This window comes from Senimuribacter intestinalis (assembly GCF_943192965.1).
Lineage (GTDB): Bacteria > Bacillota > Clostridia > Peptostreptococcales > Anaerovoracaceae > Senimuribacter > Senimuribacter intestinalis.
This window is the reverse complement of sequence record NZ_CALPCF010000003.1, coordinates 164621-183793: the sequence shown is the minus strand read 5'-3', so window position 1 is coordinate 183793 and position 19173 is coordinate 164621. Positions and strand designations below refer to the sequence as shown.

Below are 19173 nucleotides of genomic sequence, written 5' to 3'. Positions count from 1 at the left end.
TACAGTAATAGCAGAAAGAAGGACGGACATGACAGAACATCCGATTACTTTGCAGGAACTTTTAGACTCCCGAGAAAAGCGGGCGCAGAAGCAAAGAATGCTGCTTGACCAGCATGATGGCGTTTTGGTTTCGGTGACTTTGAACATTCCGGGGCCTGTAAAAGATAAGCCTGCTTATAGAAAAGCTTTGAAGGTGGGAATGGAACTTCTTGCGGAAAAAATTTCGGCAGAACAGATTTTATATAGAGAAGAAAAATTTCTTTCGACCGGCGCAGAAGGCTATCTAATGATAACAGGTATGCAGCCTGAAGAGGTGAAAAGGGTGACTGTGGAAATCGAAGATACGACGCCTTTGGGAAGAATTTTTGATATGGATGTTTTATCTGAAAAAGGGAGTATTTCACGGTCAAACCTTGGAATGCCAGGCAGGCGGTGTCTTCTTTGTGGTGAAGCTGCGAAGGTCTGTGCTCGCAGTCAAAGCCATCCGATGGAGCTGCTCCTTGCGGAAATTAATCGGATTTTAAAGGAAGTTTTTTTAGTAGAATAGAAAGGCTAAAAATGTCAATTCAGTCTGTGAATTTGCTGGCTGAATTGTTTTTTTTGTTTACACGCATAAAGATAGTATGACATAAAATGGTATGGGATAATTTCATACAAATCGGTTAGATTTTGCACGAATATGAAAGGCATTGCTGCGGAATCTAACCAGGGGAATTTAATGGAAAACGGTATAAAATTTCCATTTTTGAACATGATATTTCGGATTCTTTACCAAAAAAACGAATTGATATCCGAACTTGAATTGAGAATAAATGGCTAAAAATAAACGTTTAATTAAAGTGTGGTGTTTTCTTGGGAAGAAAGTTCGGAAAGATTATATTTTTTTTCAAAAAAGGGGTTTTCATTCCGCAAATTCTGTGGTATACTTCTAACCGTAGAAGAAAAGATACAAATTTTAATGGAGGTGATTTTGTGTATATAAAGAAAACCCTATCCTTGCTTTTGGCGCTGATATTGGTTCTGACATCACTCACGGCTTGCGGGCAGGATTCTGAGGACAGTGTAGCTATGGATGACATTCCTTATATCGAGCAGGTTGCACTTGTTGATGCGGAAGATGTAGAGATTCCGGATGAACCGGCAATCTTAGCGAAAGCGCCTTCCATCCCTAATATATTAACTCCGGAACCGTCTGGAACCAGCGTGAAGCAGGATGACCGTGCAATCATTGACTATTCTAATGTTGAAGACGGGTATGTTATGGTCAAGTTTATCGGTTCCACCAAAAAACGCCTTAAGACACAGGTTGCAGGTCCGACTACAACTTATACGTATAACATTAACGTAGACGAGTGGACTACATTTCCGCTGTCAGATGGCAACGGAAGTTACAAGGTTACGGTATTCGAGAATGTAACGGACAATAAGTACTCCACAGTGCTTTCTGTAAGCTTCAAGGCAACTCTTGATGATGAATTTGCACCGTTCATTCGTCCGAATCAGTATGTAAACTATGAGGATGCGCCTAATACAGTCAAGAAGGCGAAGAGCGTCGTAGGCAAAACCAAAGATCCACTGAAGAAAGTGGAAAAAGTTTATAAATATGTCATAAAGAATTTATCCTATGATACCAAGCTTGCAAAGACTGTGCAGTCCGGTTATCTTCCTGATTTAGATAAAGTTCTGAAAAAGAAAAAGGGAATCTGCTTCGACTATGCAGCGTTGATGACTGGTATGCTGAGAAGCCAGGGCGTTCCGTGCAAACTGGTTGTAGGATATGCAGGCAGTGCATATCATGCCTGGATTAGTGTATGGAGTGAAGATACAGGCTGGGTTGATGGTGCTATCTACTTCGACGGTGTTAAATGGCAGCGTATGGATCCGACATTCGTTTCCTCTGCTAAGAATAGTAAGTCTATCAAGAAATACGTCGGTGACGGAAGCAACTATGCACCAAAACTTTTCTATTAAAAAACTGCGAAATAAATCGTTAGGGAGCTGTTAAAGCAACCTAACGATTTGTTGCGCATTTTAAACTTTTTAGAATGAAGACGAGGACGGAATAATTATGAATCAAATACTTTCAAATGAGATGATAGCAGCTTTATGCCTTGAACTTTCTTTGCTGTTTCATGCAGGAATTCCTGTGGGGGATGCGTTGGCGCTGCTGTCAGAAGAAGCAGGCTACAAAGAAATTTTGGAGGGTATGGCGCAAAAGGCAGACGATGGAGTATCTCTTTCAGAGTGTTTTCGTGAAAGCGGCAGGTTTCCGGCATATGTATGCGGGCTGATTGATGTGGGCGAGCATGCAGGTCGTACAGAGGAAGCGCTGACGGCCTTGGCTACATATTATGAGCGCCGCGTCAGACTGAATAAGCGTATTAAGAGCGCGCTTCTTTATCCTGCAGTTATGCTGGTTTTAATGCTGATTGTAATAGGCATTTTATTGGTAAAGGTGCTCCCAATTTTTGATGATGTATATGCGTCTTTAGGCGGACAACTCACCGGTGTTGGCGGCGGACTTTTGATGCTGGGACGCTGGCTTGATAAGGCAATGCCGGTTTTATGGATTCTTTTAGCCGCTGTGATGATTTTCCTGGTGGCTTTTGCAGCGATTGGAAGCTTTCGTGAGAAGCTTCTCGGCGCATGGAGAAACAGCCGCGGCGATAAGGGCATCTTTCGTCAGTTAAATACTTCCAGGCTGATTCAGGCCTTTGCTATGGGTGTATCCAGCGGACTTCAGACAGAGGAAGCGCTGGAACTTTCTGCGGAACTGCTTTGTGATGTTCCAGGGGCGAAAATGCGCTGCGAAGCTTGCAGAAATCTAATCGATGAGGGAAAGAGCCTGAATGCTGCCATGCAGGAAAGCGGAATGCTTCCGGCGGCTTCCTGCAGACTGATGGAACTGGGTCAGAAAAGCGGCACCATGGACGCAACCGTAGAAAAAATTGCTGCAGATTTATCTGAAGAGAGCGAGTTTGCGATTGAAGCGATGGTCGGCAAGGTAGAACCTGCACTGGTGCTGGTTTGTGCACTTCTGGTAGGGCTGATTCTCCTTTCTGTAATGCTTCCGCTTATGCATATTATGTCAGCAATTGGTTAATAGGCGGTGCAAAAGATGAAAAGAAAATTTTCCAAATGGAGTGGACTGATAAAGGGACTGCTGCTTCCGGCCGTTGCAGTTTGCGTGCTTTTGTGCTTTGCGACAGCGTTTAATAGCCTGGATAGCGGTAGAAATCAAGAAAGTTTAGAGCAGCTGCAAGAGGCCATCAGACGAAACTGTGTGGCGTGCTATGCTGCCGAAGGAGCATACCCTCCAAGTCTTGAATACCTGAAGGAACATTATGGCGTTCAAATTGACGAGGAGCGCTACACGGTGCACTATATGGTGATTGCCGATAACCTGATGCCGGATATTACAGTACTGGAGAATGATCAATGAAGATACAGAAGAATCATTTAGAAGGTCTAATCGCCTTATTGCTGTTTGGTGTATTTGCAGTATGCCTGCTGATTGTTTTGCTTGCAGGCGCTGATGCATACAACGGTTTGACAACCAAGGACAGGGTTGCGTATGACAGCCGAGTTTGCGGACAGTACATTGCGACTCAGGTGCGTCAAAATGATGATATGAACAGTGTTTCTGTAACCGATTTTGGGGATGGAAATGCGCTTTCCCTTGCGAAAGAAATCGAAGGAAATACTTATGTAACTTTAATTTATAGTTATGACGGCTATCTGATGGAACTTTTTTGTGCCGAAGGAGCACAGCTGGCGCCAGAAGATGGAGAGAAAATTATGCCGATTTCCAAGTTTTCCCTCTCTATGAAGGGTAGCAGACTGGAAATTTCCTACGGAAATGAAGGAACGCAGGAGTCTGAGACTGTTATGTTTTTGACTCTGCGAAGCGGAGAGGAGGCAGCGTCATGAGAAGCAAAGCACCTCTAGTGATGATAGAGCAGATGATTATGCTGCTGGTATTTGCCCTTGCGGCAGTTTTGTGCTTGCAGGCTTTTACAACTTCCAAAGAGATTTCTGAGGAAAGCATTTGCCGTGACCGGGCAGTCGTGGAAGTGCAGAATGCAGCGGAGTCCATGAAAGCTGGCGATGGAGAGACCTATTTTCGTGAAATGGGCGCAAACTTAGGAGAGGAAGGCGGCCAGATATTTTACAATGAAAAATGGAAACCGTTCGAAGATAGTAAGGGTGAGATGGAGGCAGCATTCCGCTTGCAGCTCAGTTATAAGGATACGGGCATAGCATATTTGCAGAGTGCGGAGATTGCAGTATATGATGCTGAGGGAGAGCTTCTGTTCAGCATGCCGGTATCGTGGCAGAATCGGGAGGTGGAGTAATGAGAAAAATCAGCAAAGAATCATTTTCGCCGCCTGCAGTAGGGGGAACATCCCTTTTGGTCATCTTTGCAGTATTGTGCCTGACTGTGTTTTCGCTGCTCAGTCTTTCCACGGTGCGGGCAGATGAGAGACTCAGTAAGGCTTCGGCAAAGGCTGTGTCAGACTACTATGAAGCGGATTCTCGTGCGGAAGAAATACTGGCGCAGATTCGTCAGGGCAAAGTGCCGGAGCATGTAACAATTAGGGGAAACAGATATACTTATACCTGTCCGATTTCGGAGAAGCAAAACCTAAAAGTTTCGATTCGGTTTAACGGAGCCGATTATACGATAGAACATTGGCGAGTGGAAACCAGTAGAGATGAGGAGATTGATGAAAACCTTCCTGTTTGGGACGGCACGGAACCTGAAGACAGCATAGAAAACGAGTGACCAGGAGGATTTGATTATGGCAGATTTGATGAATTATTTAGGTAAAGCAGTCGAATGCGGAGCTTCGGATATTTTTATTGTGGCAGGCGGTCCAGTTTGCGTGAAACTGGACAAAAGCGTGACACCTATTGGTGAAGAGCGAGTTCTTCCGGATACCAGCGCAAAACTGGTCACAGAGATTTACGAAAAAGCGGGAAGACCCATGGAGCATTTTTTGAGTTGCGGTGATGATGACTTTTCCTTCTCTGTGCCGGGACTGGCGCGATTTCGTGTAAATACCTATCAGCAGCGCGGCTCGATGGCGGCTGTCGTGCGTGTGGTTGCTTTTGGGATTCCTGATTGGAAAGAAATGGGGATTCCGGCTCAGGTGATGGAACTGTCGGAGGCAAGTCACGGGCTGATTCTGGTGACAGGTACTGCAGGAAGCGGGAAATCTACGACTCAGGCATGTATCATTGACCGAATCAATCACACCAGAGAATGCCACATCATTACCATGGAAAATCCCATCGAGTACCTGCACAGAAATGACAGGAGCATTGTAAGCCAGAGAGAAATTTCTATTGATACGGAGGACTATCTTTCCGGACTTCGTGCTTGCCTGCGCCAGGCACCGGATGTGATTTTGCTGGGAGAAATGCGTGACCACGAGACGATTCGTACAGCCATGACCGCAGCGGAAACAGGGCATTTGATTATTGCAACGCTGCACACGAAAGGAACTGTAAATACCATCGACAGAATTGTGGATTCTTTCCCAAGTGAGCAGCAGGCACAGGTGAGAACCCAGTTGAGCATGGTGCTTCGCACAGTCGTATCACAGCAGCTGCTGCCAGGCACTTCTGGAAATCTGGTGCCGGCTTTTGAAATCATGCATATGAATAATGCAATCAAGAGTTTGATTCGAGATAACAAGAGCCACCAGATTAACAACGCAATTGCCGCAGGGGCAAATGAGGGTATGTTATCCATGGATCAGTCTATCTTGACTCTTTGTAAAAATGGTGAGATTAGTAAGGATACGGCACTTATCTATGCGGACAATGCAGAACAGATGCAGAGACGGTTGGGATAAGGAAGGACCACTTTGGACTGCGTATTAAAATAAAAGCTGTATAACAGTCTCAAACAAGTGAGGTTAGATTGTTGTACAGCTTTTTTATTGAGATTCTGTTAATTTTTAGATATTGTTATAAAAAAGCACACTGGTGGCACAATAGGGGTATTTGGAGGTTATTGCAATGGAATCAATCTGGACAAAAGATATCAAGATGCCGGAATTTCCCACGGCAGAGCATGATATGAAAGTAGATGTGCTGGTGGTTGGCGGCGGTATGTGCGGTCTTTTAATTGGTCATTTTTTGAATGAGCAAGGGGCGAACTACGCGGTGGTGGAGAAGGATACTATCGCAGGCGGTGTGACGAAAAATACGACGGCAAAGATTACCGCCTTTCATGGACTTTCCTACAGAAAACGCCTTGCTCGTTTTGGCAGGGAAAAGACCGCAGCATATCTATCGGCAAATGAGAAAGCGATAGAGATGTACAGGCGTTTAGCTGTGCGTATCCCATGTGATTTTGAAGAGAAGGATAACTACGTTTACACGATGAACGATGTGGGTGCGGTACTTTCTGAGATTGAGGCTATCACAGAGGTTGGCGGAAAAGTATCCTACACGGAGCATGTGGATATACCGCTGCCGGCAGCCTGTGCAGTTAAGGTGAAGGGGCAGGCCCAGTTTCACCCGCTGAAATTTGCGTCAGAGATTGCCAAGGGGCAGGCAATTTACGAGCACAGTTTTGTAAGCGACGTAAAGAAGCAGCGTTTTGGCTGGCAGGCTTTTGTTATAAATGGCTGGGGTCGGGATATAAGGATTCATGCGGATAAGGTAATTATCGCAACCCACTTTCCGTTTATTGACCGCAGAGGCATGTATTTTATGAAGATGTACCAGGGCCGGTCCTATGTGTTAGCGCTTTCAGCACAGAATGACGAGGGAAAGGCAGAAATGCAGCAGGTCTGCGGCATGTATATCGGAAATGGCGGTGAAAAGGGTAATCCTCTGGATCTATCCTTTAGAACCTATGACGACTATTTACTTTTAGGCGGAGGAGGTGGCAGAACCGGAACCAGCCATGCGGCTTTTGAACAGCTGAGACAGCAGGCAAAGCGCCTTTATCCGGGCAGCCGGGAAGTGGCAGCATGGGCGGCGCAGGACTGCATGACGTTAGATGAAGTTCCTTACGTTGGCAGCTATAGTCGAAAAAAGGACGGGCTGCTGGTGGCGACGGGTTTTAACAAGTGGGGGATGACCGGCGCGATGACAGCGGCAATGGCCCTGACCGGAGAACTGGATCGGGAGATTGGAAGGGTGTTTTCACCTCAGCGGACGATACTGAGACCGCAGCTCTTGGTAAACGGTTTTGAGACGACAAAAAATTTTATGCGGCCAACTGCACCTCGCTGTACCCATCTTGGCTGTGCGCTGAAATGGAATGCGGCGGAGAAAACCTGGGATTGCCCTTGCCACGGTTCAAGATTTGCAGGGGATGGAAAATTGATTGATAATCCGGCGCAAATGGATATGAAAAAAAGGATTTAGAAGGAACAAGAGTTTAACCTAAAATAGAAATTTTAAAAAAAAGTGTATAAGAGAACACCAAAATTTTAACCGAGAATTTAAAAAAGCTAAAAAAGTGTATAAAGCACTTGCATTCCTTTGGCAAATGTTTCGTTTACAAGGATGTTTCGACCATGTTTCAAGTTTCTCTTATACACTTTTTTAATACTTTTTCATTTTAGGTTAAGATTTGCCGTTAGACTTATACATTTTTGGTATAAAAACAAAATTTAGGTTAAGCTTCCCATTGATAAACTTGTCGAGATCCCTTCTTCATGTGAAGAGGGAAAGACGGTTGCTTTTTTTCGGCAAGGTGATATACTATTAAATTGCGGCAGAGGGACAAGCTGCAATTTTAGATAGAAACGAGGAAATCAATGAAATATATACGACAGGTTTTAATTGTAATGATAGTTTCTTTTGCAGGAGAGATGCTTAACTTTTTACTTCCGCTTCCGGTACCTGCCAGCATTTATGGACTGGTAATTATGCTGATATGTCTTTTGAGTGGGATTATTCCTCTGGAAGCGGTCAGAGAGACCGGAACGTTTATGGTAGAGATTATGCCGCTGATGTTTGTGCCTGCGGCAGTAGGGCTTCTGGAATCCTGGGGCGTACTGAAGCCGGTGTGGATTCCAGTTATTTGCATCACCGTCATTTCAACTGTAGTAGTGATGGCGGTCTCCGGCAGAGTGACCCAGTTTGTGATTCGAAAAGGCGGTGAAGCTGATGAATGATATTCTGATTGAGTCTGTATTCTTCGGCGTGGGGCTTACGCTGCTCTGCTTTGAAATTGGACAAATTGCAAAGAAAAAGCTGAAAATTCCCCTGTTTAACCCCATTTTGATCGCAACGGTGCTGATTATCGGTGCGCTTCTGCTTTTAGATATGGACTACGATACATATTACGAAGGTGCAAAGTATATTAGTTATCTGCTGACGCCGGCTACAGTATGTCTTGCCATTCCTATGTACGAACAGATGAGTCTTTTGAAAAAGAACTGGAAAGCAGTTATGGCTGGAATTATTGCAGGCTGTTTGACAAGCCTTGTCTCCATACTTGCTATGGCAGTCCTCTTTGGCCTCAGCCACGAAACTTATGTGACTCTACTGCCAAAATCTATTACGACAGCTATTGGCATGGGTGTTTCGGAAACGCTGGGCGGCTATGTCACGATTACGGTAGCCGTCATAATCATTACGGGGATTTTAGGAAATATGTTCGGCGAAGCGGTTTGCAGACTGTTCCGCATAGAAGAGCCTATCGCAAAGGGTGTGGGCTTTGGCACAGCGTCCCACGCTGTCGGCACGGCAAAAGCGATAGAAATAGGAGAAATTGAAGGTGCTATGAGCAGCCTTTCCATTGCGGTGGCGGGTCTTGTCACAGTGGTAGGTGCCAGTGTATTTGCTTGTTTTTGGTAAAGGAGAATCAAATGAAAGAAATTCAGTTGAGGATGGACCCTCCCTTTTTTAATAGTGTAGATGTAGCAGTGCTGGACTTTCCAAAGGGGTTAAAAGAAGCGCCGCGGCAGCGCTGTAAAATTACGGTAGAGTTTGCTGCCTTTGATGTTAAGCAGCTGCAGAAACAGGGACTGAACTTTGAGGCGGCGATAGAACACTATAAGACATGGCTTTATGAGGTAGTAAAGGTGCATCTTGCGCAGGACTGGTTTTGTATCGGCGGCTGGGATCAGGTTATGGCACTTGTAGAAAGCAGAGTCAAAGCGTATTATGACGCAGAATAGAAAATTTCTATATTTCCGGTGAGAATTATGGGAATTTGTGGTATACTATAATGTAGAACTTTACAGGAGAGAGATGATAATATGACAAAGGTAGATATTTTTTCCGGATTTTTAGGTGCCGGAAAGACAACGCTAATTAAGAAACTCATTGAAGAAGCGTATCAGAATGAGAAAGTAGTTCTCATCGAAAATGAATTTGGAGAAATCGGGATTGACGGTGGATTTCTCAAAGATGCAGGAATTGAAATTAATGAAATGACTTCTGGCTGTATCTGCTGCAGTCTCGTTGGTGATTTTGGAAAGGCACTAGAAAAGGTACTGGCAGAGTTTGCGCCTGACAGAATTCTCATTGAGCCGTCCGGCGTAGGAAAACTTAGCGATGTGATAACTGCTGTGACAAATCTGCATAACGAAGCATTGTGCTTAAATGCTGCGGTTGCGGTTGTGGACGCAAAGAAGGCGAAGATGTACATGCAGAACTTTGGGGAGTTTTATAATAATCAGATTGAACATGCGGCAGCAGTTATTCTCAGCCATACGGCGGGGCTTGCGCAGAAGAAACTGGACGACTGTGTAGCGCTTGTTCGTAAATATAACGAGAAAGCGCCTGTAGTAACAACAGACTGGGAAGAACTTACAGGACAGCAGCTTCTGGAAACGATCGAGCAGAAGAATACACTGGCAGCGCAGCTGGCAACTCTTGAGAAAGAAGCGCATGAACATCACGACCATGGTCATCATCATCACGATGAGGATTGCGGCTGCCACGACCACGCACACGAGCATGAACATCATGACCATCATCACCACGATGAAGATTGTGACTGCGGCTGTCACGAACATGAACATCATCATGACCACCATCATCACCACGCCGATGAAGTATTCCAGAGTTTTGGACTGGAAACATCTCATAAGTTTACAAAAGAGCAGATTGAAGAAGCGCTGAGCGCTTTGACAAATTTTGCAATGTATGGACAGGTGCTTCGTGCGAAAGGAATTGTAGAGGGAGAAGACGGTAAGTGGTTACATTTTGACTATGTGCCGGGTGAACCTGATGTTAGATATGGCACTGCGGCAGTAACAGGTATGCTGTGTGTCATTGGTGCAGGCATCGAAGAGGACAGCATTAAAGAGTTGTTTGGACTGTAAAGAGGTAGTAGCATATGGAAATACCAGTATATTTGTTTACCGGATTTTTAGAAAGCGGTAAAACCACGTTTATTCAGGAGGCGCTGGAGGGCGATGACTTCAATGCCGGAGAAAGAACCTTGCTGCTTCTGTGTGAAGAGGGTGAGGAAGAATATCATCCGGTCAAGTTTTTCGGAACCAACGTGTTTATTGAACGGGTTGAAGAGGAAGAAGATTTAACGGAAGAGACGCTTAGCGCTTTGCAGAAAAAGCATAAGGTCGAACGGGTAATCATCGAGTATAACGGCATGTGGAGTTTGGACACGATCTACAGAAATATGCCGAAGGAGTGGATTACCTATCAGGAAATGTTTTTTGCAGATGCGCAGACTTTTTCTGTGTATAATCAGAATATGCGGCAGCTGGTCTTTGATAAACTGAAAAGCGCTGAGATGGTTGTGTTCAACCGCTGCGAAAAAGGCTTTGACAAGATGGAATTTCATAAAATTGTTCGCGGAGTTAACCGAAAGAGCCAGATTCTTTATGAATATGATAAAGACGATGTGGAGCTGGATCAGATTCCGGATCCTTTGCCTTTTGATCTCAATGCGCCGCTCATTGAGATTGCAGACAATGCCTATGCGGAGTGGTATAGAGATATCAACGAGGAGCAGGACAAGTATGACGGCAAGGTGATTACTGTAAAGGGTCGCAGCGTTCTTGGCGGCGGTATGCCGGACGACAAATTTGTCTTTGGTCGTCATGTGATGACATGCTGTGTAGAGGATATTCAGTTTGCAGGACTTGTATGCAGATGGGAAAATGCAGCAAATTTGCTGGAACACGGCGGCTGGGTAACGATTATAGCTAAAGTGAAAGTAGAAGAAGATGAAACTTATGGTGAGGTGGGACCTGTGCTCTACTGCACAAAAGTGGAAGAGACAGAAGAAGCCGATCCTGAAGTAGCACAATTTTAAACTGGCAAGAATTTAGGGAACAGACGCATTTGTGCTGTTCCCTTTTGGTTGCAAAAAATGGTATGATAAAAATATTTTGGAATTGTATACAAAAAACTTACATTTTCTTTCAAAAACGTGTTATAATAATAAATGAGATAGAAATAATGGAAGAAGAAAGGAGATGTGAGCCGAAATGTATAACATTGATGACCTGATTATGTATGGCACGACAGGCGTTTGCAAAGTATCGGATATTCGTAAGTCGGATTTTGCTGGTGGAGATGAGGACAGGCTGTATTATGTGCTGGAGCCTCTTTATCAAAGCGGCGTCATTTATGCACCAGTAGATAATCAGAAAGTGTTTATGCGTGCGGTAATCTCCGAAGATGAAGCGAAAGATCTGATTGACAATATTCCGCAGATTCACACGGAAATTTACAAAAACAGTAGCATGCAACAGCTTACGAAGTATTATCAGTCAGTCATTGACAGCCATAAATGTATAGACTTGCTTAAACTGACCAAGTCCATACATCAAAAAAAGCTGGATGCACTTGCTCAGAATCGCCACCTTGGGCAGATTGACAAAAAATTTATGAAACGTGCAGAAGACCTTCTTTTCGGAGAGTTCGCAGCAGCGCTGGGAATTTCCAGAGATGATGTACAGGATTATATCCGAAACAGGCTAGGTGATGAGGAGCTGTAAGTAAATATAAGAAATAGATCGGAATACCAGACAATGCAAATTGTTTTGACATCCGATCTTTTTTTGACAAAAAATTTGTAAAAGTTAAATCACCTATTGACATGTTATCAAAAACGAGTATAATAATCTTGCACTACAGTTTAGAAATACTAAACTTGAAGTTTAATGTTTGTGACACAGTAAGGGAGTAGGAATATGGAGATTGGTTCCAAGATTAAAGCCCTGCGCATTGTCAATGGACTGACGCAGGAGGAACTAGCTGACAGGGCGGAGCTTTCTAAGGGCTTCATTTCTCAGCTGGAACGAGATTTGACATCTCCATCTATTGCAACACTTTCAGACATATTGCAGTGCCTGGGAGTATCTGTTTCAGAGTTTTTTGCAGAGGACAGCGATGAACAGATTGTATTTGCAGATGAAGATTATTTTGAGAAAATAGACCTTGAATTAAAGAATAAAATAGAGTGGATTATTCCAAGTGCGCAAAAGAACGTTATGGAGCCTATTCGCCTGAGCCTTGAGGCGGGCGGCCAGACATATCCTGACAATCCGCACGAGGGAGAAGAGTTTGGATTTGTACTGAAAGGTGAGATTACCATTCATATAGGAAAGAAAATCCATCAGGCAAAGGCCGGCGATTCATTTTATTATACACCGGCAAGAAAACATTATATTTCGTCGAAAGCAGGCGCAGAACTGATATGGGTAAGTTCGCCGCCAAGCTTTTAAGATGTAAAGAAAGGAACTTAAATGACATCATCACTCATCGAATTAAAGCATATTTACAAGTCTTTTGAAGATACACAGGTGCTGGATGACTTCAATTTAACGGTAAATGAGAACGAATTTATCACACTGTTGGGACCTTCTGGATGTGGAAAGACTACAACGCTTCGTATTGTAGGCGGTTTTGAAAAGCCTGATGCAGGGCAGGTGTTCTTTGAAGGAAAGGATATTACCGATGTGCCGCCGAATCAGCGCCATCTGAATACTGTATTTCAGAAGTACGCGCTTTTTCCACATATGAATGTGGGACAGAATATCGCCTTTGGCCTTAAGATTAGCGGGAAGAGCGAATCGTATATTAAAGATAAAGTTGAATATGCGCTGAAACTTGTCAATCTGGACGGCTATGAGAAACGAAAAATCGATCAGCTTTCCGGCGGTCAGCAGCAGAGAATTGCTATGGCAAGAGCTATTGTCAATGAACCGAAGGTGCTTTTGCTTGATGAACCTTTGGGAGCATTGGATTTGAAATTGCGCCAGGATATGCAGTATGAGTTGATTCGCCTGAAGAATGAACTTGGCATCACCTTTATTTACGTTACTCACGATCAGGAGGAAGCCCTGACTATGAGCGATAAAGTAGTGGTAATGAACGGTGGATATATTCAGCAGATGGGTACGCCGGAAGAGATTTACAACGAGCCGGAAAATGCTTTCGTTGCAGATTTTATCGGTGACAGCAATATTATTGATGGCACAATGATGGAAGATTTTTATGTGAAGATCTGTGGTACAGTATTTCCTTGTATTGACGACGGCTTTGGCAGAAATAAGCCAGTCGACGTTGTAATCAGACCGGAGGATCTGATTATTGGAAAACCGGGTGCAGGCAGGCTAGATGGTGAAGTGACTCACAATGTATTCATTGGTGTACACTATGAAATGGAAATTGAAGCAGGCGGATTCACCTGGCTTGCACAGAATACCACCAGCTATCCGGTAGGAACTAAGGTTAGTCTGGATGTGATTCCGGAAAATATTCAAATTATGCATAAACCACAGTCCAAGGAAGAGGAGGCGATAGAAATCGATGTCTAAAAAAAGTTTTGCAACGCCATTTCTCTTGTGGATTATCTGCGGTACTGTGATTCCTTTGGCAGTTGTTGCTTATTATGGTTTTACAGACAGAAGCGGCACATTTACTTTTGCTAATTTGATTGCAATGCTGAGCGCAGAGCATGCGCAGGCGCTTTTACTGTCTCTTTTGCTGTCATTAATCAGTACTGTGATTTGCTTTGTGATCGCTTTTCCGCTGGCGCTGATTTTAAAAGGGAGCAAGCTTGGACGGCAGGGCTTTATGGTGTTCATTTTTATCTTGCCGATGTGGATGAACTTTTTACTGCGAACGATGGCGTGGCAGGTAATTCTGGAAAAGGGCGGATTGATCAACGGTCTGCTGGGACTTTTACATCTGCCGCCTCTTGCGCTGATCAATACACCGGCAGCAATTGTACTGGGAATGGTTTATGATTTTCTGCCTTTTATGGTACTGCCGATCTATAATACACTGATGAAGATAGATGATCATATTATAGAAGCTGCTTACGATCTTGGAGCGACCAAGCGGAAGGTACTGACAGATATCCTGCTGCCTCTCAGCATTCCGGGTATTGCCAGCGGTGTTACCATGGTGTTTGTACCGTCCCTGACCACTTTTGTAATCTCCAACATGCTGGGCGGAGGGAAAATCAATCTGATTGGAAATATCATCGAGCAGGAATTTACGACAAGTTCCAACTGGAATCTGGGCTCGGGCCTGTCTCTTGTCATGATGGTATTTATTGTTATCAGCATGGCAGCGCTCTCTAAATTAGACAAAAATGGGGAGGGGACGCTGATATGAAAAAACTTGGAAAAAGCATTTATCTGATCCTCGTTCTGCTGTTTTTGTATCTGCCAATTCTGATCCTGATGTTTTTTTCCTTCAACGAGAGCAAGTCTATGTCTCTGTGGACGGGCTTTTCTTTGAAATGGTACAAGGAAATGCTGTCAAATACCATGATTATGGAAGCAATCTGGAACACATTCACGATTGCGCTGGCAGCTGCCGCCATAGCAACCCTCATCGGGACTGCTGCATGTATCGGGATTATGGCGATGAAAAAGCGCTCTGAAAATGTAATCATGGCGCTGAACAATATTCCTCTGCTCAATGCAGATATTGTTACAGGTATTTCTCTGATGATGGCATTTATTGCCTTCGGTATTTCACTGAGCTGGGGTACAGTACTGCTTGCGCATATCACTTTCAGCATTCCTTATGTGATTCTGTCGGTGATGCCAAAATTTAAACAGATTTCTGGAAATACTTATGAAGCTGCACTGGATCTTGGAGCAACGCCGCTTTATGCGTTTTATAAAGTCGTTCTTCCTGATATTAGACCGGGCATTGTCAGCGGATTTCTGCTGGCGTTCACCATGTCTGTAGATGATTTTGTAATTACACACTTTACAAGAGGCGCTGGCATTAATACGATTTCGACTTTGATTTATAGCCAGGTGAAAGTAGGAATCAGACCGACACTTTTTGCACTGTCTACAGTTATTTTTGTTACCGTGCTGCTGGTTTTGACTACTTCCAATGTTGCGTCGGCCAAGGCAGGCGGAAAGACGAAAAAGCGTATTATGGCAGTGCTGACAGCGCTGGTGATTTGTTTGCTTTGCGGAACTCTTTATCTCAGCGGTTCCACAGGAGGCAACACCGGAAAGGAAGTCCATGTCTATGCTTTTGGAGATTATATTGATCCTGCGCTCATTAAAGAATTTGAACAGGAAACAGGGATATCTGTGGTCATGGACACTTTTGACACAGCAGAGGAAATGTATCCTGTCATAAAAAATGGTTCGGTTAATTACGATGTGATTTGTGTTTCCGATTATATGATTGAAAAACTTATCAGCGAGGATTTGCTTGCAGAAGTAGATTATTCTTCGATTCCAAATATCTCTAATTTGGAGAAAAAATATCTGCAGCTTGCGGAGTCTTTCGATTCGGGAAATAAATATGCGGTTCCTCATACATGGGGCACGCTGGGAATTTTATACGATACGGATAAAATTCCTGAAGGAGAGATCACTTCCTGGAATGATCTTTGGAAGACGGAATATGCGGGCAGAATTGTTATGCCTGATAGTATGCGTGACACTATGGGAATTGCGTTGAAAGCAAAGGGATATTCGTTAAATACTGTCAGCGAGGCGGAACTTTCTGAAGCAGCAGCTTATCTGACAGAGCAAAAATCTCTGGTATACAAATATGCCAATGATTCGGCGAGGGATATGATTCTCGGCGGATCTGCGGATATTGCAGTCATCTGGAATGGTGAAGTTTTGTATTGTCGCGAAGAAAAAGAAAATTTAGCTTATGTCGTTCCAAAAGAAGGCAGTGAGTATTTTACCGATGCCTGGGCGATTCCGAAAGCTGCGAAAAATCGGGATAGTGCCCACGCCTGGATCAATTTTATGCTGGAAAAGGAAACGGCGATGATAAACTTCGATTATTTGACATACTCAATTCCAAATATCAGTGTTATAGATAGTGTTAAGGGTGATTCGGTCAAGATGGATATCCTGTTTCCGGATGAAATAGTGCTGAAACAGTGTGAGTCTCTTAGAAATCTTGGCGCAGAAGCGGACGATTTGTTCACCAAATACTGGAAGAAATTTAAGTCGTAGGATTTCCTCCCTGCGCCTTAGAAAAAACCGCAGATCAGAAGGTCTCAGAAATTCCTGAGTCTTCCGGTTTGCGGTTTTTATTAAGAGGGCAGGATTTGACTTTTTTCCTCAAAAAAAGTACAATATAATGCAAAGTAATTTTTGAAAAGAGGACGAGGATGTCTAAGAATTATAAAAAGAAACGCGGTGACCGCAAGGATGGAAGATGGCTGAGAGAGCTGGATTCCCTTCATGGTATCATGCCATATATCTATCCCAATCGTGCGGATAACGAGGCTTACATCTGTGAGCGAATTGATTTAACCAATGTGAATGCCTATATGGAAAAGAAAAACGCCGAGAACCCTGAAATGAAGTATAAACTATTTCAGGTTCTTATTGCTGCTTTTGTCAAGACTGTAACGCTCAGACCGAACATGAATCGCTTCATCAAGGGCGGCAGAATTTTTCAGAGAGATGATTTGACGGCTGCTTTTGTGGTAAAGAAGGAGTTTTCTGACGACGGCGGGGAAGCCCTCGCTTATCTGTCTTTTGATGAGGATACCACCATTGAAATTGTTAGAGAAAAGGTCTATGATATTATTAATCGATACAGAGGAAGCAGTGAAAAAGCGGCGGAAACCGATAATACGACAGGCGCTATGGATATGCTGATGAAACTGCCAAGACCTGTACTTCGCTTTGTCATGTGGATTTTGCACAAGTTGGATTACTATGGGAAAGTGCCTGATGCGCTGATCAAGGAAGACCCCAATTTTGCGACGGTTTTTATGACGAATCTGGGGTCTATTGGACTGAAGTCAGGCTACCATCACCTGTCAAACTGGGGTACCAATTCCATTTTCGTGGTGCTGGGTGAGAAAAAGATAGTAGATGGCAGGGAGATCATTGATATTGGTTTAACTTTGGATGAGCGAATCGCTGATGGCTACTACTATTCTAAAACTGTGAAACTGCTGAAATATTTATTGCAGAATCCGGAGCTTCTGGAGACTGCAGCAAGGGAGGAAGTAGATTATGACAACTGAGTTAAAAGCGCCTTGGATTAAAAATTTAGGCGGTGTGCCGGCAAGCTTGACCTATCGCCAGTGTTCCATGTACGAAATGGTGGAAGCTGTTGCCGAGAAGTATCCGGATTACATTGCCTATGATTTTATGGGAAGCAAGACTACATATAAAACTTTTATCAAGGAAATCAATGATTGTGCAAGAGCTTTGAAAGCCATTGGTGTGCAGGAGGGAGAGTCCGTTACAATTTGTATGCCTAATGCGCCTCAAACCATGATAATGTTCTATGCGGTAAATCTGGTAGGCGCTATCGCCAACATGGTACATCCTCTTTCCAGCGAAAAGGAAATTGAATTTACCATTAGAGAATCAGGAAGTGCAGTCTGCCTAACACTGGATCAGATGTACGGTAAGTTTGCAAACATCAGACAGAATGTACCGCTGCGCAGTCTGATTATCACCAGTGTAAAGGATGTGCTCAGCCCGATTAAAAAGAAGGGCTATTATCTTATGGAAGGTCGCAAAATCAAAGTGCCTAAGGATGCTGTGATTATCTGGTGGGAGAATTTTTTGAAAAACGGTAAGGGCTACAAGGCGCCGTATGAACGGCAGCGCGTGGGAGAAGATCCTGCGGTTATTCTTTATAGCGGCGGCACCACTGGCATTATGAAGGGAATTCTCTTATCCAATCTGAATTTTAATGCTTTGGCGGCACAGATTTTGGCAACCAATAAAATGTTTAAGCCTGGTGACAAGATGCTGGCAGTTATGCCGATGTTTCACGGTTTTGGTCTTGGTGTAAGCATCCACTCTATGGTAGCTAACGGCGGCAGATGCATTCTGATTCCGCGATTTACACCGGAGAGTTACGCCAAGCTGATTAAAAAGCACCAGCCTAATTTCATTGCAGGAGTGCCTACCCTCTATGAGGCGCTGCTTCGCCTGCCGACTTTAGATAAGGTGAATCTGGCATGCCTGAAAGGCGTGTTCAGCGGCGGAGATTCTCTGTCGGTAGAGTTGAAAAAGCGGTTTGACGCATTTTTAAAATCTCATGGTGCCCATATCGTTGTCAGAGAAGGCTATGGCACTACTGAATGTGTCACTGCAAGCTGTCTGACGCCGGTACATATGGAAAAAGAGGGAAGCATTGGCTTGCCGTTTCCGGATACCTACTATAAGATTGTTAAAGTGGGAACGACGGAGGAAGTGCCTTACGGAGAAGAAGGTGAAATCTGCCTTTGCGGACCTACGGTTATGATGGAATATATCAACCACCCGGAGGAGACAGCAGATACGCTGAAGACCCATGAGGATGGTCACACGTGGCTGCATACGGGGGATTTGGGTTTGATGGATGAAGACGGATTTGTGTATTTCCGTCAGAGAATTAAGCGCATGATTGTTACCAGTGGATACAATGTATATCCGTCTCAAATCGAAAATGTGCTGGACGCTCATGATGCGGTACATATGAGCTGCGTTATCGGTGTGCCTGACCCGCTGAAAATGCAGAAAGTAATCGCTTTTGTTATGCTGAAACCGGGTTTTTCGCCGAGTGAAGAAACCAAGATCAGCATTATGAAGCACCTTGAAAAAAATGTAGCAAAATACGCCATGCCAAAACATATCGAATTTCGGGATATGCTGCCGACGACATTGGTTGGAAAAGTAGCATATCGGAAATTAGAAGAAGAAATGGCAGGAAAAGAAATATAAGAACGTTTATATACGATATATATAAGGGCAAAGGGCAGTC

General features: G+C 44.0%; 21 protein-coding genes. All 21 read left to right on the top strand.

Translation table 11 applies throughout. The annotated features are described in order from the left end of the window. The first annotated feature begins 28 nt into the window (after positions 1-28). The 21 genes from citX (at position 29) to NFR88_RS04175 (ending at position 19133) form a co-directional block, all read left to right on the top strand. Positions 29-547 carry a citrate lyase holo-[acyl-carrier protein] synthase gene (gene citX, locus NFR88_RS04275; RefSeq protein WP_251613738.1) on the top strand — a complete coding sequence of 173 codons (519 nt, stop codon included), beginning with the start codon at positions 29-31 and terminating at the stop codon, positions 545-547. Positions 548-972: 425 nt separating this feature from the next. Then, complete coding sequence (locus NFR88_RS04270; RefSeq protein ID WP_251613735.1) at positions 973-1971, top strand: transglutaminase-like domain-containing protein; 999 nt, start codon at positions 973-975, stop codon at positions 1969-1971. 97 nt (positions 1972-2068) lie between these two features. Further along, positions 2069-3103 carry a type II secretion system F family protein gene (locus NFR88_RS04265; RefSeq protein WP_251613732.1) on the top strand — a complete coding sequence of 345 codons (1035 nt, stop codon included), beginning with the start codon at positions 2069-2071 and terminating at the stop codon, positions 3101-3103. Between the two features lie 15 nt (positions 3104-3118). Continuing rightward, complete coding sequence (locus NFR88_RS04260) at positions 3119-3442, top strand: hypothetical protein (protein WP_160201533.1); 324 nt, start codon at positions 3119-3121, stop codon at positions 3440-3442. Beyond that, the gene (locus tag NFR88_RS04255; protein ID WP_251613729.1) at positions 3439-3930 is read left to right on the top strand and encodes a DUF4860 domain-containing protein; all 492 of its coding nucleotides are present in this window, start codon (positions 3439-3441) and stop codon (positions 3928-3930) included. The genes NFR88_RS04260 and NFR88_RS04255 overlap by 4 nt, the downstream gene beginning before the upstream one ends. After that, positions 3927-4355, top strand: coding sequence for a hypothetical protein (locus NFR88_RS04250; protein WP_251613726.1), 429 nt, complete (start codon positions 3927-3929; stop codon positions 4353-4355). The genes NFR88_RS04255 and NFR88_RS04250 overlap by 4 nt, the downstream gene beginning before the upstream one ends. Continuing rightward, positions 4355-4786: a hypothetical protein gene (locus NFR88_RS04245; RefSeq protein WP_251613723.1), complete on the top strand. Its 432-nt coding sequence runs from the start codon at positions 4355-4357 to the stop codon at positions 4784-4786. The genes NFR88_RS04250 and NFR88_RS04245 overlap by 1 nt, the downstream gene beginning before the upstream one ends. Positions 4787-4796: 10 nt before the next feature. Further along, positions 4797-5861 (top strand): type IV pilus twitching motility protein PilT, encoded by a 1065-nt coding sequence (locus tag NFR88_RS04240; protein WP_463602641.1) that lies wholly within the window; start codon positions 4797-4799, stop codon positions 5859-5861. A 166-nt stretch (positions 5862-6027) separates the two neighbouring features. Beyond that, positions 6028-7389 carry an FAD-dependent oxidoreductase gene (locus tag NFR88_RS04235; RefSeq protein WP_251613720.1) on the top strand — a complete coding sequence of 454 codons (1362 nt, stop codon included), beginning with the start codon at positions 6028-6030 and terminating at the stop codon, positions 7387-7389. A 395-nt stretch (positions 7390-7784) separates the two neighbouring features. Next, on the top strand, positions 7785-8144 hold the full coding sequence (locus tag NFR88_RS04230; RefSeq protein WP_160201539.1) for a CidA/LrgA family protein: 360 nt from the start codon (positions 7785-7787) through the stop codon (positions 8142-8144). Then, a complete protein-coding gene (locus tag NFR88_RS04225) occupies positions 8137-8829 on the top strand; it encodes an LrgB family protein (RefSeq protein WP_161907672.1) in 693 nt (230 codons plus the stop codon). The genes NFR88_RS04230 and NFR88_RS04225 overlap by 8 nt, the downstream gene beginning before the upstream one ends. 11 nt (positions 8830-8840) lie before the next feature. Then, complete coding sequence (locus NFR88_RS04220; protein WP_251613717.1) at positions 8841-9152, top strand: hypothetical protein; 312 nt, start codon at positions 8841-8843, stop codon at positions 9150-9152. Between the two features lie 81 nt (positions 9153-9233). Further along, a complete protein-coding gene (locus tag NFR88_RS04215; protein ID WP_160201542.1) occupies positions 9234-10304 on the top strand; it encodes a CobW family GTP-binding protein in 1071 nt (356 codons plus the stop codon). A 14-nt stretch (positions 10305-10318) separates the two neighbouring features. Then, positions 10319-11260 carry a TIGR03943 family putative permease subunit gene (locus tag NFR88_RS04210; protein ID WP_161907670.1) on the top strand — a complete coding sequence of 314 codons (942 nt, stop codon included), beginning with the start codon at positions 10319-10321 and terminating at the stop codon, positions 11258-11260. Positions 11261-11435: 175 nt separating this feature from the next. After that, positions 11436-11948 carry a CarD family transcriptional regulator gene (locus NFR88_RS04205; RefSeq protein ID WP_160201544.1) on the top strand — a complete coding sequence of 171 codons (513 nt, stop codon included), beginning with the start codon at positions 11436-11438 and terminating at the stop codon, positions 11946-11948. 195 nt (positions 11949-12143) lie between these two features. After that, a complete protein-coding gene (locus NFR88_RS04200; RefSeq protein WP_160201545.1) occupies positions 12144-12677 on the top strand; it encodes a helix-turn-helix domain-containing protein in 534 nt (177 codons plus the stop codon). A 21-nt stretch (positions 12678-12698) separates the two neighbouring features. Continuing rightward, positions 12699-13772: an ABC transporter ATP-binding protein gene (locus NFR88_RS04195; RefSeq protein WP_161907669.1), complete on the top strand. Its 1074-nt coding sequence runs from the start codon at positions 12699-12701 to the stop codon at positions 13770-13772. Next, positions 13765-14577 carry an ABC transporter permease gene (locus NFR88_RS04190; RefSeq protein ID WP_251613713.1) on the top strand — a complete coding sequence of 271 codons (813 nt, stop codon included), beginning with the start codon at positions 13765-13767 and terminating at the stop codon, positions 14575-14577. Before NFR88_RS04195 ends, NFR88_RS04190 begins: the two co-directional genes overlap by 8 nt. Next, positions 14574-16409, top strand: coding sequence for an extracellular solute-binding protein (locus NFR88_RS04185; RefSeq protein WP_251613711.1), 1836 nt, complete (start codon positions 14574-14576; stop codon positions 16407-16409). Before NFR88_RS04190 ends, NFR88_RS04185 begins: the two co-directional genes overlap by 4 nt. A gap of 158 nt (positions 16410-16567) precedes the next feature. Next, positions 16568-17437, top strand: coding sequence for a hypothetical protein (locus NFR88_RS04180; protein WP_251613709.1), 870 nt, complete (start codon positions 16568-16570; stop codon positions 17435-17437). Next, on the top strand, positions 17427-19133 hold the full coding sequence (locus NFR88_RS04175; protein ID WP_251613707.1) for an AMP-binding protein: 1707 nt from the start codon (positions 17427-17429) through the stop codon (positions 19131-19133). The genes NFR88_RS04180 and NFR88_RS04175 overlap by 11 nt, the downstream gene beginning before the upstream one ends. The last annotated feature ends 40 nt before the right edge of the window (positions 19134-19173 follow it).